General features: G+C 37.6%; 11 protein-coding genes. 6 read left to right on the plus strand and 5 right to left on the minus strand.

Annotated features, from left to right (window positions below; all coding sequences use genetic code 11):
• The first annotated feature begins 10 nt into the window (after positions 1–10).
• The 3 genes from CLV62_RS13190 (at position 11) to CLV62_RS13200 (ending at position 2,886) form a co-directional block, all read left to right on the plus strand.
• Entirely contained in the window at positions 11–622 is a 612-nt protein-coding gene (locus CLV62_RS13190; protein WP_110311250.1) for a DUF4254 domain-containing protein, read from the plus strand.
• A gap of 81 nt (positions 623–703) precedes the next feature.
• Positions 704–1,768: a glycosyltransferase family 9 protein gene (locus tag CLV62_RS13195; protein WP_110311251.1), complete on the plus strand. Its 1,065-nt coding sequence runs from the start codon at positions 704–706 to the stop codon at positions 1,766–1,768.
• Positions 1,765–2,886 (plus strand): glycosyltransferase, encoded by a 1,122-nt coding sequence (locus CLV62_RS13200; protein WP_110311252.1) that lies wholly within the window; start codon positions 1,765–1,767, stop codon positions 2,884–2,886. Before CLV62_RS13195 ends, CLV62_RS13200 begins: the two co-directional genes overlap by 4 nt.
• Before the next feature lie 28 nt (positions 2,887–2,914).
• On the opposite strand, the gene CLV62_RS13205 is transcribed toward CLV62_RS13200, so the two are convergent.
• Positions 2,915–3,553 carry a hypothetical protein gene (locus tag CLV62_RS13205; protein ID WP_110311253.1) on the minus strand — a complete coding sequence of 213 codons (639 nt, stop codon included), beginning with the start codon at positions 3,551–3,553 and terminating at the stop codon, positions 2,915–2,917.
• An 11-nt stretch (positions 3,554–3,564) separates the two neighbouring features.
• Entirely contained in the window at positions 3,565–6,147 is a 2,583-nt protein-coding gene (gene mutS / locus CLV62_RS13210) for a DNA mismatch repair protein MutS (protein WP_170120058.1), read from the minus strand.
• Between the two features lie 763 nt (positions 6,148–6,910).
• Between mutS and CLV62_RS13215 the strand changes: the two genes are divergently transcribed.
• Positions 6,911–7,579 carry a hypothetical protein gene (locus CLV62_RS13215; RefSeq protein ID WP_110311255.1) on the plus strand — a complete coding sequence of 223 codons (669 nt, stop codon included), beginning with the start codon at positions 6,911–6,913 and terminating at the stop codon, positions 7,577–7,579.
• Positions 7,580–7,999: 420 nt separating this feature from the next.
• On the opposite strand, the gene CLV62_RS13220 is transcribed toward CLV62_RS13215, so the two are convergent.
• The 3 genes from CLV62_RS13220 to hemG form a co-directional block, all read right to left on the minus strand.
• The gene (locus tag CLV62_RS13220; protein ID WP_110311256.1) at positions 8,000–8,812 is read right to left on the minus strand and encodes a tRNA threonylcarbamoyladenosine dehydratase; all 813 of its coding nucleotides are present in this window, start codon (positions 8,810–8,812) and stop codon (positions 8,000–8,002) included.
• A gap of 90 nt (positions 8,813–8,902) precedes the next feature.
• The gene (upp, locus tag CLV62_RS13225) at positions 8,903–9,559 is read right to left on the minus strand and encodes a uracil phosphoribosyltransferase (protein ID WP_110311257.1); all 657 of its coding nucleotides are present in this window, start codon (positions 9,557–9,559) and stop codon (positions 8,903–8,905) included.
• A gap of 217 nt (positions 9,560–9,776) precedes the next feature.
• Positions 9,777–11,132 (minus strand): protoporphyrinogen oxidase, encoded by a 1,356-nt coding sequence (gene hemG, locus CLV62_RS13230; RefSeq protein WP_110311284.1) that lies wholly within the window; start codon positions 11,130–11,132, stop codon positions 9,777–9,779.
• Positions 11,133–11,583: 451 nt separating this feature from the next.
• On the opposite strand from hemG, the gene CLV62_RS13235 reads away from it, so the two are divergent.
• Together CLV62_RS13235 and CLV62_RS13240 are read left to right on the plus strand one after the other, a co-directional pair.
• Positions 11,584–11,943: an arsenate reductase family protein gene (locus CLV62_RS13235; RefSeq protein WP_110311258.1), complete on the plus strand. Its 360-nt coding sequence runs from the start codon at positions 11,584–11,586 to the stop codon at positions 11,941–11,943.
• Positions 11,944–12,027: 84 nt separating this feature from the next.
• Positions 12,028–16,497, plus strand: coding sequence for a translocation/assembly module TamB domain-containing protein (locus CLV62_RS13240; protein ID WP_110311259.1), 4,470 nt, complete (start codon positions 12,028–12,030; stop codon positions 16,495–16,497).
• Positions 16,498–16,506: the final 9 nt, after the last annotated feature.

A 16,506-nucleotide genomic window follows, 5' to 3' on the forward strand; every position in this document is an offset into this window, starting at 1 on the left:
AATTATTGATATGAAATTTACGAGCTTGTGTAATTCGATCTTTGATCAGACTATTAAAGATTATCATACAACAGATAATGTTGATACAGCTATATCTAACCCTTATGAACTGAAAACGATAGAATACTATCTGTATTTAAAAAATTGGATAGATACAGTTCAATGGCATTTTGAAGATATAATAAGAGATCCTAACATTGATCCGGTGGCTGCGCTGGAACTTAAGCGTCGTATCGATAAATCAAATCAGGATCGTACCGATTTAGTGGAATTAATAGACAGCTATTTTCTTGATAAATATAAAGATATACAGCCCAAAGCAGATGCTAAGATAAATACCGAAAGTCCGGCTTGGGCAGTAGATCGTTTATCGATATTAGCGTTGAAATTATATCACATGCAACAAGAAGTGGATCGTAAAGAAGTGGATGCTGAGCATCATGAGCAGTGTTCAAAGAAACTTGCCATCCTTCTTGAACAACGCAAGGATCTTTCTACAGCAATTAATGAATTGCTTGAAGATATTGAAGCAGGATCGAAGTATATGAAAGTATACAAACAGATGAAGATGTATAATGATCCTGATTTAAACCCAGTTCTTTACGAAAAGAAAAATAAGTAAATTCAGTTATAACGAATAATTGTTGTTTTATTTAATAACAACAAGAAAAAGGTCTTAGACGTTAATATATTTAAATCTACAATGGCGAGAGTTTTAATTACTCGAATATCTTCGTTTGGCGATGTTGCAATGCTGGTTCCTGTCGTGTTTTCTGTGGCAGCACGATATCCTCAGGACCGTTTTGTAGTGTTGACCCGTAAAGCTTTTGCCCCGTTATTCGAAAATTTGGGATTCAACATAAATGCAGTAACAATTGATGTAAAGAAGCAGCACAAGGGATTTTGGGGAATATTCAGATTGCTGCGGAGTGTTACCCGGTATAAATACACTCATGTAGCAGATGTTCATGATGTGCTGAGAACAAAGATTATTCGCTTTTACATGTCTGTTTTAGGTAAGCATGTAGCTCATATAGATAAAGGGCGTGCCGAGAAGAGGCAAATGATTGAGAGCAAGAAAGTAAATCCGCCTTTAATGCCTACTATAGAGCGTTATATGGAAGTTTTTGAAGATCTCGGATTTCCGGCGGAAATGGTTTTTACAAACTATTTTGAACTAAAAGAGCGTTCTTTATATCCTCTAAGAACTATCGTTAAAGAAAAGAAAGGGCGTTGGATTGGTGTTGCTCCTTTCTCGAAGCATGCTGAAAAAGTATATCCTCTTGATAAAATGGAGAATGTTGTCGCAAAGCTTTCTCAGCAACTTGATACTACTCTCTTTTTATTTGGATCAGGACCTGAAGAGCGTGCTCTTATGGAAAAATGGGCAGACACGTATTCTAATATAATCACTGTATCAGGTAAGCTAAATCTGGAGAATGAGATTCTTTTAATGTCTTATCTGGATATAATGATTTCTATGGATTCTGCTAATATGCATCTGGCATCGTTGGTTGAGGTTCCTGTTGTGTCAATCTGGGGTGCAACGCATCCAAATTTAGGTTTCTATGGTTTTGGACAAGATCCTGATAATGCCATACAAGCAGATATAGAGTGCAATCCTTGCTCTGTGTTTGGCGAAATACCCTGTTACAGGAAAGATATTGCTTGTTTGAATAGTATTACTGAAGAAATGATACTTAAAAAGGTAGATCGAGTTCTTTATAAGAAAAAACATATAGATCAGACAGACGAAGTTGAACAATGAAAATAGCTATTCTATCACCATTCTATCCTTACAGGGGAGGAATTGCTTCCTTTAGCAACCGACTCTATCAAGAGCTGGAAGAGACGGAAAGTATAGAAGTATCGGCGTTTTCTTTTTCTTTATTATATCCATCCTTTCTTTTTCCCGGAAAAACCCAATACGTAGAGGGAGAAGATTTCGCTTCGTCTATTCAATCGGAACGAATCCTTAATAGTGTAAATCCTTTCTCGTGGCTATCTACAGCTGAGGCTATAAACAAATATAATCCGGATGTTGTAATTATTGCTTATTGGATGCCATTTGTCGCACCTGCTTTGGGAACAGTATGCCATTTGTTGGATAATAAGATAAAGATTGTTTCTCTTATTCATAATGCAATACCTCACGAAAAGCGTTTTTTTGATAAAGTATTCGCAAAATATTTCTTCAAGAAATGCGACAGTTTCATTGTATTGAGTGAGCCTGTTAAAGATGATTTAGGAAATCTTATTTCTCAGCCTAAAGTTATGGTAACTCCGCATCCTATTTATGACCACTATAAGGAGCGAATAGACAAATCGGAAGCATGCAAACTCTTACATGTAGATGCAGATAAAAAGAACCTCCTTTTCTTCGGACTTATCCGTGACTATAAAGGTCTGGATTTGTTGATAGAATCGATGTCTTATTTAGATGACAGCTATCAGCTAATCATAGCAGGAGAGTGTTATGGTGATTTTCAAAAATATCAGCAACTAATAGATCAATCACCTTTTAAGGAGAATATTAAGGTTTTCGAACAGTATATTCCCGATGATATGGTGACTACATTATTTTCTGCTGCCGATGTGTTAGTCCTGCCTTATCGGGATGCTACACAAAGTGGTGTTGTTGCTGTTGCTTATCAGATGGAACTGCCGATGATAGCTACTAATGTAGGTGCATTGGGTGAAACTATTTTATCTTCTGCTACCGGTATTGTAGTTGAAGTCTCTCCAAAAGCTATTTCGGAGGGTATTAAGTCCTATTTCGAAAATGGTAAACAAGCCTATTTAAATAATGTACGGACTGAGAAAAAACGTTTGTCATGGTCAAAATTTGTAGAACATTTAGTTAAATTTAATTTTGACTTGGATTAAGGTTTTGATCAGATATTTTGACCGCTTTTTAATATGATTTTTTCAGTTTAAAAATATAATATTCTGTTAAGTAGGCTATTGTGTCTGATTTTAGATTCATATCAGACAAAGAGCCGAAAGAACTGTTCTCATGGAAGAACTCTTCAAAACGAGCCTTTTCATAATATCTCCAATAACCGTAATGACCCACATGAGGATATAAATTATGTCCTTCTTCCCTTCCACGATAATTGATATAATAGAAAGCTCGGTTCATCACAAAAGTAGAGTCATCTGTTATTCTTCCGAAATATTCAAAGGTGTTATTTTGATCTTTTCTGATGGTATCTTCACTTATGCGTATTTTTATAGCGTGGGTAGATCGATTATCTTTTAGGAAGATGCTGTCATTTTGTTTGTTGATGATCAATGTGTCATATGAAGCAATACCCAGTAGAGAATACTCTCCCCAAAAGTTTTTTGCAAAACCTTCTTCTACATTAATTTTCTCACCTTTTGGTCCGGCATATACATTAAAATCTTCGATAAAATGTTTGCCGCTGTAAACATATTTAAATACAGAGGGATCTTGTTTTGTTTCAGGTTCAGCCGGAAAATCGTCACTATTGCACGAGGATAATAGTCCGCAGATTCCTAACCATATAATTAAAAGGTTAATGTTTTTCATATGTTTATATATTATTTGCCTGATACAATTTTCTTGATATCACTTAATTTATTCAAAGCTTCCATAGGTGTAAGGTTATTTACATCTAATGAGTGAATCTCATCACGAACCTGACTGAGTACAGGGTCGTCCAACTGGAAGAAACTAAGTTGATAGCCTTCTCTTTTCTCATTAATTTCGGCAATAGGTTTAGCAATACCTTGCTTGCGATTATCGATCTCCAGCTGCTTAAGAATAGTATCTGCACGTTTCACAATACTTTGAGGCATACCTGCCATTTTTGCCACATGTATACCGAAGCTGTGCTCGCTGCCTCCTTTTACTAACTTACGGAGGAATATTATCTTATTGTCGGCTTCTTTTACCGATACATTAAAATTCTTGATTCTTTTAAACGATTTAGCCATCTCATTCAACTCGTGGTAGTGAGTTGCAAATAAAGTCTTGGCTCTGGCCTTAGGATGCTCATGTATGTATTCCACAATAGCCCAAGCAATAGATATACCGTCGTAAGTACTTGTCCCACGCCCTAATTCATCAAATAAAACCAAACTGCGATCCGATAAGTTATTTAGAATATCCGATGCTTCGTTCATTTCCACCATAAAGGTCGATTCGCCTAACGAAATATTATCGGAAGCTCCTACACGAGTGAAAATCTTATCTACAATACCTATCTGAGCCGATTCGGCAGGCACATAACTTCCTGCCTGAGCCATTAATGTAATTAAGGCAGTCTGGCGTAGTAAAGCCGACTTACCCGCCATGTTGGGTCCTGTGATGATAATAATCTGTTGAGAATTACTATCCAGAAATACATCATTTGCAATATATGACTCGCCAAGAGGTAATTGTTTTTCGATTACGGGGTGCCTTCCGTTCTTTATATTGAGGACATCAGAGTCCTCTATATTAGGACGGATGTATTTGTTTTCCTGTGCTGTTTTTGCAAACGAAAGCAAGCAGTCGGTACGGGCAATCAGATTTGCATTTACCTGAATAGTCGGTATATATTCGATCAGGCTTGCTACGAGATTATTATAGATGGTAGTTTCAAGAGCAAAGATTTTTTCTTCCGCACCAAGTATCTGTTCTTCGTACTCTTTTAATTCCTGAGTGATATATCGCTCTGCATTTACAAGTGTTTGCTTACGAATCCACTCAGCAGGCACTTTGTCTTTGTGCGAATTACGAACCTCGATATAATAACCAAAAACATTATTAAAGCTGATTTTTAGCGATGTAATACCTGTAGCTTCTATCTCCCGTTGCTGTATCTGTAAAAGATAGTCTTTGCCGGAATAGGCAATAGCTCGTAGTTTATCCAGTTCTTCGTTTACTCCTTTGTTGATTACATTTCCTTTGTTGAGAAGTGCAGGAGGATCGTTTTGTATCTCTTTATCTATCTTATCACTAATGATGGGGCAGGGATTAAGCCGCTCACCTATTTCCTTTAAACTGGGCTCATCGGAAGCCAGAAACAAATCCCTGATAGGCTGAATAGCTTTCAAAGCGACTTTAAGTTGAACTACCTCGCGAGGAGTAACACGTCCTACCGCTACCTTGGATATAATACGTTCCAAGTCGCCGATAAGAGCAAGCTTTTCTTCGAGTATTTGTTTTAAACCGGGATCACGGAAAAAATATTCAATAACCGCTAAACGGTCATTTATTGGTTTTACTTCTTTCAGAGGGAAAACCAGCCAACGGCGAAGCATACGTGCACCCATTGGAGATATCGTTTTATCGACAATATCAAGCAACGATTTTCCACCCTCATTCATCGTTGAGATAACCTCCAGGCTGCGTACTGTAAACTTATCAAGACGGACGTATCTGTCCTCTTCTATCCTCGATAGAGAAGATATATGGCTTATCTGCGTGTGATGAGTTGAATCCAGATAATGAAGTACGGTTCCGGCAGAGATTATTCCGTCCGACAGATGTTCAACACCAAACCCTTTGAGGTTTTTAGTTTCGAAGTGTTTTAACAGACGGTCTTTTGCAGCGTCTTGTGTAAAAATCCAGTCATCCAATTCGAATGTAAAGAAGCGGGCACCGAAATATTCTTCGAACAGTTTCTTTTTGCTGCGCTCGATTAACACTTCTTTAGGTGAAAAATTAGCAAGTAACTTGTCGATATATTCTTTTGTACCTTCTGCAATCAAAAATTCTCCTGTAGATATATCAAGAAACGAAATCCCGAAGTTCTTCTTTGCAAAATGGATGGCACAAAGGAAATTATTCTCTTTATGGTTAAGTATATGATCGTTAATTGATACCCCCGGAGTAACCAGTTCAGTAACACCTCTTTTTACCAGTTTGGTAGTTTGTTTCGGGTCTTCAAGCTGATCGCATATAGCAACACGTCTCCCGGCACGAACAAGTTTCGGTAAATAAGTATCTAATGCATGATGAGGGAAACCTGCCAACTCTACAAACTGGGCAGCTCCATTGGCTCTTCGGGTGAGAGTAATACCTACAATCTCGGCAGTATCGATAGCATCTTGTGAGAATGTTTCGTAAAAATCACCCACCCGAAATAAAAGTATTGCATCAGGATGTTTACTCTTGATCTCAAAATATTGTTTCATTAAGGGCGTTTCGGCTATTTTTTTCGACACAATTGTATAGTTTTTGTTATTTAGAACTATTCTATTTACTTGAATAAACAAAGTTAAAAAAAATCTGTAGATTATAGAAGCGTTCCTCTAAAGTAATAGGGCAAACACATCCAATTTCTAATCAGGTGACATCCGTTACAAAGGTTACGTAAAGTAATCAATAAAGTGACAAAAGTGGCTATTGAGTGTTACTTTTCTGTTTTTAATAACTTGCTGTATATCAATATTAAGTAATTGAAAAGGTGACAAAAGTAACAAAAGTAACACTTTTTACCGCCTTATTTTTCTTATCCATTCTTGTTACTTTAGTGATTGCATTAAGGTCTCATACATACTCCTTCCCGGAAGGAAAGGGGTTGGGGTGAGGTCTTAATATATCCTTACATGGATAGATAAAATAATTCAATTACTGATTAAAATTTCTTTTTAGAGAGTGATTCCTCTTTTGTATAAATATATGGCTTTTGTCTTTTAATTCAAATCAATAATCAAAATTAAAAGCCTTTAAAAGAGTTTTAGTGTAGAAAAAAATTAGATTTATTTAAGTTTTATTTTTGTCTTGTTTTTGCTTTATTTTCCTTTAATCGCTTACATACAATCTTTTATGAATAAAAACACTAATGTGTCAAGTAAACGCAAATTGAGAAAAAAAATACATTATTCACAAATGGAGATGAGAATTATATGATATTATTTCATAACATTGTGCCAGATAAACTCAAAAGAGATATTTATGGAACTTTTATTTAAAGAAATAAAGCAAATTATCACTCCGGAATTTATTGCAGAATCGTCTCGTCGATTTGCAATGGATGAAACTAAATTGACAAATTTATCTGACTCTATTGTGGCAGGTACATTGGCAGGTCTTTTGGCGAATGGAGATAATTCAGCATCAGAAGAGATATTGATCAGTTTTGTATCTCGGTTCAATGATATTGAAGAGATAAAAATTTCTCCTATAGAAGATCAAATAGATTCTAAGACAATAGATGCAGTAATCGCATGGGAAAATAAAGCTTTCATGGGAAAACGATTGGAATTTGTTTCTCTGTTAGCTCAAACGTCAGGTGTCGGTGAAGTTTATGTAGATAAACTGATGCTGAGTATTAGTTATGTTGCCGCTTTATATTTGGGTAGAAAGCTGATGACTAAAGAGTATACCACAACGGGGCTCTTAGGGCAGATGCACGCCGAGCGTAATTTTTACTTGGGATATGTTCCTTTTGGTTTGACTTCATTGCTTGGATTACCCTCTTTATTGGCACTCGGGCAGAATCTTACGTCTGACGCTAAAGTGGTTAGCGATACTGTGTACTATGAGATTATGCATGCTAACACGCCTGTGCAGGAAAATAAGAACAGTTGGAGGAAGTGGTTTTTTTCAAAAGCGGCTTTGTAAATACACTATTCATGCGAATGAGTAATTGAATTATACAAAACGTTCTTTTAATATATTTATAAGCTACGCACAATCAAAGATTATTTACGTCCGTCAGACTTTCCGACCTTGCCGGTTGCACGGGGTACCCGATGTGGGAAGAAAGCGTAAAAACAAAAAGAAATCGGAGTTTAACGCTTTTTTTTGTTTTCGCTTTCAAGCACGAATCGGGTCGGGCAAAGAGGCACAGTCTTGATCTTTTGTTTCGTTTTGCATCAAGGCAAAATGAAAGACAAACCTCGGCAGAGGTGCGTCAGTAAAAAAGAAAAGAGCGGTTATTACTGACAATTCAACTACTGATTGGCATTATATATTATACAAGATAAACCCCAATAGAAATCAATCTATTGGGGTTTATTCTATATAAATTTATGAGTTATATCAAGCAGGGACTTTCTCCTCTTTGCAAATATTCTGCATAACTAATCCTGCCAAAGTAAAGCCGAATATAGCAGTAGCATGTGCTAAAGTTCCATTGATCTGAGCTTTGGTGCTGCACCATTCGTGGTTAGCCAGATCGGGATTCCCCGGAGCCATTTTTGATTTTGGGCATAAACATTTCTCGGTTCCGCAAGATTCGTTTGCACCTCTGTTCTCCAAAACCTCTTCGCTATATACACAAAGAAATTTACGGGAAGGTTTTTCGCTTTTCTTGAATTTACGGCGTAGAGCTGCTGCCAAAGGACACCCTTTTACCTGCCAGAATTCAGCTACCTTTATTTTAGTAGGATCCATTTTCAAGGCAGCACCCATTGACGATAGTAGCACGGCTTTTGTTTTTGTAGCAGTACGTATCAAGTCCATCTTATTGGTAAGGCTGTCTATTGCATCAATGATATAGTCGTACTCTTCAAGATGAAACGATTCCGAAGTTTCAGGGCTGTATATTTGTTGAAGAGCATTGATCTCGGCTTTCGGGTTTATCTCCAATAAACGCTCTTTTAGAACATCCACTTTTACCTGACCTACTGTTTTGGTCGTAGCCAGTAATTGTCTGTTTATATTGGTAATACAAACACGATCGGAGTCAACAATAGTTATATTTCTGATTCCTGAGCGTACCAAGCTTTCGGCACACCAACTGCCGACACCTCCTACACCGAATATAATAATTCGTTGCGAAGCTATTTTATCCATAAGCGTATCACCCAACAAGAGTTCCGTACGCTTGAATATCCCTTTTTCTATACCCATTAAGTAACATTAAATATTTAATACGATTTTTTTCGGCATAACTGTCTTTAGTTGTTATGCACGGTCAAAGCAATAAAGAGGTCTGCGGCCTTAGTCTTTCTGACCGTAAGCTAAATCTCCTGCATCTCCCAATCCCGGAACAATGTATGCCTGCTCGTTAAGAAAAGGATCTATATCGGCTGCCCAGATGGTTGTAGTTGCATCCGGAAATTTTGCTTTGCAATAATCAATTGCCTCTTGACTGGCAATAACTGTTGCTATATGCACATGTTTAGGTGAGCCTTTAGTGAGAAGTGCATGATATGATAGTTCCATACTTCCACCTGTTGCAAGCATCGGATCGGTAAGTATAAGTACCTTATCATCCAAACGAGGCGAAGCAATATATTCTATACTGACATGAAAGCTTTCGTGATTTTCGCGATATTTACGATATGCCGAAACAAAAGAGTTTTCCGCATTATCGAAATAATTAAGGAATCCGTGATGAAAACCTAGTCCGGCACGCAAAATTGTACCCAATACAATTTTATCCTGATATAAATTGGCCGGAGCACTACCCAAAGGTGTTTGTACCTCTTGAGTCTCATAAGACAGATTTTTGCTTATTTCGTAAGCGATGATTTCTCCGATACGCTCCAGGTTACGGCGAAAGCGCATACTGTCTTGTTGTATGTTTACATCTCGAATTTCGCTGACAAAACGATTCAGAATCGAATTTTGCTCAGACAAGTTTATTACTTTCATTTCTCTGATTTTGGCGACAAAGATATATCGAAAAAATGAAAATATGTTTCCGGGAAACTTTTTTTAAGGGTATATGCCTAATTTATTGTTGAGGTAAGTAAATGAAAGTATTTAATGATATACTTTCGAATTATAACAGACTATTGCTGTTATGCTTACCAAAGCAATAAAAAGGTCTTAGACCTTAAGTTGCCTATTCAAAAATAGTTGGACTTATTTACTCTATATTTTCGGTAATATCGTAAGCCTGTTTTACCCTGTCGGCTATACCGATGCCATTGCGAAGATTACCTGCAATGATTAAACCGGGATACTTAGCCTCTATTTTTTCAACGGTTTCGAATCTTTTTCCGCTTGACTTTTCGTACTGTGGGATAGCGTAAGGATGGCGGAATATCTTTATAAATTGAATAGCAGAAGTTGGAATTTTAAATAAACTATCCAGATCTTCCTTTACAATCTGTTCTATATTTGAATCGTCTAAATCGAATATTTCCGGATTTCTGATACCTCCCATGTAAATAGCCAATGTAGCGTATCCTTCAGGGGCACGATTCTCAAAACAAAATGAGGGGAATAAGACTCCCAGTATTCTTTGTTTTTCCTTTTCGGGAATCAATCCTCCGAATGAGATGTATTTATTGTCGATAGCTTCTTTATCTACACCCACCGCTACTTGTATAACTCTGGCATAAGTGAGAGTTGAAATGTCTAGCATATCGGCTTTCTCTACAAAGGGTAGTATCTCGGGTAGGGCATGAGCTCCGACTGTCGATATGGCTTTGTCTGTAGTTAATGAGGTTAGGTCTCCGTCTTTGACGAAACTAACTTCGTATTGATTTCCGTTCGGTATTATTTGTATTCTTTCGGCAGAGCAGATGATATTTTCTTCTCCGATTTTCTCAACCAGCTTTTCTACAAGTGAACTAAAACCACCTTGTCCTGAGAATACTTTCCGCGAGGCTTTCTTATCCCTATCGGTCTTTACTTCTTTGCTTTTCTTATAGGCTCCACCAATGAAGCTGCCATATTTCTGCTCCAAATTATAGAGTTTGGGTAAAGCATATTTAGTAACCAGTTTAGTAGGATCTCCTGCGTATATTCCTGATATGAAGGGATTAACTGCATAATCGACAAAAGACCGACCAATTCGTCTGGAGGCTAGTGATGCAACCGATTCTTCGGGGTCGGTTCCTTTCTTGCGGAAAGGCTCAAAAGCAATTTTAATTTTGTCAGAGAACGAAAACAGAGGTGTTTTCAGAAAACTCACAGCGCCGCAAGGTAGAGGATGCCATGTATTATTTTTTAAGATCAAACGTTTTTCGGCATCACTATTGGCAGTCTCAGGTTGTATTCCCAGAAGCTCAAAAAGTTCAGCAATTTCAGGATTACCAATTACTCCTGTGTTAGGACCTTCTTCGAATACAAAGCCGTTTTCGTTGTGCGAACGGATAGCTCCTCCGGCACGCTTTTCTTTTTCGAGGATAAGGATATTGAGTCCTTTTCTTTTCAGATAAAAAGCAGTACTAAGTCCGGTAAGTCCCGCACCAATTATGATTGCATCGTATTTCATTCGATAGTTTCTTTGATCTTTACGTAACGTTAAATCTTTACCGGACATTCGCCACAGTAGTGATTTTAGGCTGTTATGCCAACCTGAGTAATAAAAAGCTCTCAGACCTTCAAAACAATATGATTGTTAAAAGCGTTAGTAAAAGTAATCAAATAAAGAGAATGGAGCAATCACCAGATATAGTGATTGCCGATCATTTGTCTTTTTGATACATTCCGATGTTTTAAAGATCAATTTTCCTCCTACTTATTAGTCTCGATTTAAGGGAAAATAAGAAAGAAAATTTAACTTTGTGTGATTGTGTTTAAGCCAATTGAAAAATTGCAGTTTAATCTAAGCAGCGTTAAATATTTAATGCGATAATTTATCAGCATAACTATCTCTGATTTTTATGCCCGACCAAAGTAATAAAAAGGTCTGCGACCTTAAAGAAAAAGAAAGTATATAAAACATGAAAAAAATCTTATTCCTCCAATATCCAAAATGCAGTACTTGCCAGAAAGCCGCAAAATGGCTCAAAGAAAATAATATAGATGTAGAAAGCAGGCATATAGCAGAAAATAATCCTACAGTAGACGAACTGACTAGTTGGATAGAAAGGAGTAAACTTCCTGTTACTAAATTTTTTAATACTTCGGGAAATGTTTATAAAGAACAAAATCTGAAAGAAAAGGTCAAAACAGAATCTGATGAAGAACTAGTTAAAATTCTGGCAACTAACGGGATGGTTGTAAAACGCCCTCTTATTGTTGCAGATGATTTTGTGCTTGTCGGGTTTAAAGAAGATGAGTGGGTTACCCAATTGAAATAAGGCTGTTTTGCGGTATCACTCGGTTATAACAAACTTTGGTGAGATGTATTTACCAAAGAAAAATTAGGTCTGAGACCTTAAAATATGGATAAAGAACACAAAGAGACGGAAACGAATAAACCTCCTAAAAGAAAGAATTATATAAAGAAAACGTTTAAGGTTTTGACTTATATAATACTGAGCTTTATTGCGTTAATCATAATCTTATACGGTGTTCTATCTATCCCTGCGGTACAGCGTAAATTGGTCGATTTTGCTCTTGGAGAGTTACGGACAATTTTAAAAACCGAGGTTCGGATAGATGGGGTTAGTTTAAGGCTTTTCAATCATGTAAACCTAAAAGGTGTATATGTAGAAGATCAGGCAAAGGATACCCTCATTTATGCAGGAAATCTGGATGTGCATATAAGCCCGTGGTCTTTATTGAGAAATAAATTATTGATCAATGAAATAGAGCTGGAAGATGTTACTGCTAATTTGTCTCAGCAAACGTCCCGGTCCGATTTCAACTTTCAGTTTATAATAGATGCGTTCTCGAGTAGTGACACTACTGCTGTTGATACTACAAAAAGCAGTTTAATTATAGATATTGTGGATGTTACCCTTAAGAATGCAAGGCTTAGGTACGACATTCTTTCGGATACTATCACGCCCGGTGTATTCAACTCGTCACATATAAACATCTCGGATCTGAATGCTAATCTGAAACTACCTTCTATAGATCCCGAGAATCTTAATATCACATTGGTATCGCTGGCTCTTAAAGAGCAAACAGGTTTGGAAATTAAAGAATTAAAAGCACATCTTACTTCTGATAAAACAATCTATTATTTGGCGGACGCTTCACTGAATCTTCCGAATTCGGTCTTGAAAATTCCTTCCGCACATTATAATATGTCGACTAATGATGTCGCTCTTATTACAGAACAGTCGAAGCTATCTCCTTTGGATTTAGTCCCTTTTATGCCCGGTCTGAAATATCTTCAACATGATATTATGCTGGAAACTTCTATAAAAGGAAAACTACCTTTGGTGAATATTGAAAATCTGCTTTTAAGTTATGGAGACGAAACGAATATAAAAGCGAATGGTTCCATTTCAAATTACGAACGATACGATTTGGCAGACTTAAGTCTGGATATAACCAATTTTCTTATTACACCTGATGCTATAGTTGACTTTGCCAAATTGGGTGATTCTACTTTTGTAGCTCCCGATATGCTGAAAACTCTCGGTAATATAAGGCTTAACGGAAATCTTAACGGAAAATTAAGCAATCTCAATATAAAAGCAGAGGCATGGGCAAGGCAAGGCTCTATTCAGATGCTTGCAACCGGCTCGGTTGATACTACTTTCCAGAACTATAATGTCAGGGCAAGATTACAGACTCAGAACTTTAATCTGGGTTCGTTATTGGCAAATCCCGAACTTGGACGTTTATCTATGAACCTCAATCTGAATGCCTCACAAACTCCCAGACAAGCTTTGCGTGCCGATGTAAGAGGGCAGGTTAATGGTTTACAATATCACAGGCAGAATTACAGTAACATTCCATTTACAGCCTATTATAATTCGGCAAAGATGGGAGCGTGGATTAAGGCCGATCTTCCTGCCGGAAAATTGGAGGCTAAAGCCGATATGACCCAAACCAAGATTCCTACAATTGATATTGATATGAGTGTTGAAAAGCTTCAGGTCGATCGGTTTATAGACAGCCTGCAATGGAAAAACCCTTTGCTGTCGTTTCATCTGAAAGGTAATATTATAGGACTAGACCCTGCTAAAATTCAGGGAGATGTAGTTGTTGAGGATTTTGTGTTTTCACGTGATAGCTTGTCTTTTATTCCCGGTAGAATAGAATTGAAAGCCGGATTTAGGGATGAATCTAAGAAATTCATAACGCTGCATACTTCTTTGTTGAATGCCGATATTGAAGGAGAATACAACTTTATGACATTGTCGGACGAGATTGCCATTCTTATGAATCAGTATTTGCCGGGAATATTTCCTCAGCCAAAATATAAGCGGCAAAAAAGCATGCAGAACAATTTCACTTTCAGTCTTGCCTTGGATAATACCGAAAACCTGAGTGAAACTTTCGATCTTCCGGCGAATGTTATAAAGCCAATGATTATTAGTGGCGTGGTCAACACTAAAGAAAACAAATTCAAAGCTATAGCAGATATCCCATTGGTTGAGTATGGAACATTAAGCATTCAGAATACACGGATCGATATGGCAAATACCGATACATTGATGAATCTGTTGGCTAATACAATTATATCTACCGGCTCGGAGAAAGTAAAGTTCGGGCTAACAACAAATATTGAATCAGACACCATAAATGCGCTCTTAACGGCTAAAACAGATAGTGGAAGCATTAGCATCGACGGCAGTATAAAAGCGTTGGCAAATCTGAGGACTTCAGAGACCGGAGAGATGATCTCATATGTTCGCTTATCTCCTACCGATATGAATGTGGGCAAGCTTAAAATGACTCTTATGCCGGCTGAAATTACCAACGAAGGCACAAGAACTACTATATCTAATTTTGGTTTTACTGTAGGTAATAACAGGATGCTGAGCCGATTTTTTGGTGTGGATGGTGTTATATCCGATCAGCCGACGGATACTTTGAATGTATCATTCTTTAATGCACATTTGGGCGATATATTTCAGGCTTTCGACATAAATAATGTAAGTACAATTGCCGACGGCAATATAAAGGTTATGAATGTTTTAAGTACTCCTGAGCTGTATACAAATAATATGACCCTCTCGAATATTATCGTATTTAATGATACCCTTGGTGATCTGACGATAAAAAGCCGCTGGAGTGAAGAGGCGGGAGCGATTGCTCTTCAGGCAAAACTACAGAAAGTAAATTCGCAAAGCGAATTGGCAGGCTGGGTATATCCCGACAGGGATTCTTTGAGGCTAAAACTGAATATAGATAAATTGGATATTGCCTGGATACAACCCTTTGTTCCCGATATGCTGAATCGTGCTTCAGGTAGTATCAGCACCGGCTTGAATGTAACAGGGCGGATTTCGGCTCCTTTAGTACATGGATGGGTGGGAGTTAACGATGCGTATCTGGGTATTGATTACACCAATGTAACCTATCATATCTCCGATACCATATCGATAGAACCTGATAAAATCGGATTTGATAATCTGATCGTAGAGGATAGTTATAAGAATAAAGCAACCATAAGTGCTCTGGTGACTCATACTAATTTTGAGGATATGAAGTATACCTTAGACATGAAACTCAATAATTTGCTGGTCTTGAATACTGCCAATCGAACCGACAGCTTATTTTATGGAAAGGTATTCGCCAGTGGAACGGTAAATGTCAAAGGATCGGATGATCTGATAGATATGAAAATGAAAATAACAAACGGGAGGAACTCGACCCTTAATGTGCAGATACCCCAGACCTCTCAGGCATCTGTTTTCCAGAGTATCGTCTATATAAATGTACCGGAACAAAATACGATTGACCAAATTACGGCAGAAATTCAAAAGACATTACCGCTTCGCTTATCTGTGGATTTGACTGTTACCCCCGATTTTCAGATGGGTGTCGTAATTAATCCTGTAACAGGAGATGCCATGCAGGTAAAAGGATCGGGCTTGATTAAATTCTCATATGATATGCAATCTGAGGCTATGAATGCCTTTGGGGATTATACCGTATCAGATGGTTCCGTGAGGTTAAGATTACAAAATATAAAGACGATCGAATTTAGAATCAGAGAGGGAAGTAAGCTGGTATTTAACGGAGACCCTTTGAAAACAAATTTTGATATTACAGCATTCCGAAGAGTTACCAGAGCCGATCTTACTGTTCTTGACCGTAGCTTTGGGGACGATCCTAATAATTCGCCCAGGGTAGATGTCGATGCCGAACTGATGATTAAAGGAAATATGGATAAGATGGATCTCAAATACGATATAACTTTGCCCAATGGCACTGATGAGCAAAGGCAGCGGGTAAGGAGTTTAATAGCCACCGATGAACAGAAAATAACACAATTTGCGTTTCTGGTGGCTACCGGTTCGTTTCATTCCAATCAGACTTCTGTCGGGGGAAATGTAGCTGACGGGCTATTGACCAGTGTTGCTTCAAGTGCTCTTTCGAGCGGGTTAAATTCATTGTTGGGAAATACTCTGGGAGATAAATGGGCTGTAGGGGCCAACATAGCTTCCAATGACGGATCGTTCTCGGATATGGATATGACAGTAAGCTTATCCCGTAAATTCATGGAAGATAAACTGGAATTTAACAGTAATCTTGGTTATAGAACGGATCAATCGACTGCCGATAATTCATTCATAGGAGACTTCGATATTTCTTATGCTTTGAGCCGTAATATAAAAGTGAAAGTATTTAATCAAACAAATGAGCGGCTTTACAGGCAAGCTCCTACAACACAAGGTGTAGGTCTTGTATATACGAAAGAGGCAAAGAGAATAAAAGAGCTTTTCCAAGCGTTCAAGAAGCGTAGAAAGCGTCCTGCTAAGGAAGTAACAGAAAGCACCAAATAATATTTTAGT

It is taken from the genome of Indolivaga alginatilytica (assembly GCF_003201355.1).
Lineage (GTDB): Bacteria > Bacteroidota > Bacteroidia > Bacteroidales > Dysgonomonadaceae > Dysgonomonas_A > Dysgonomonas_A alginatilytica.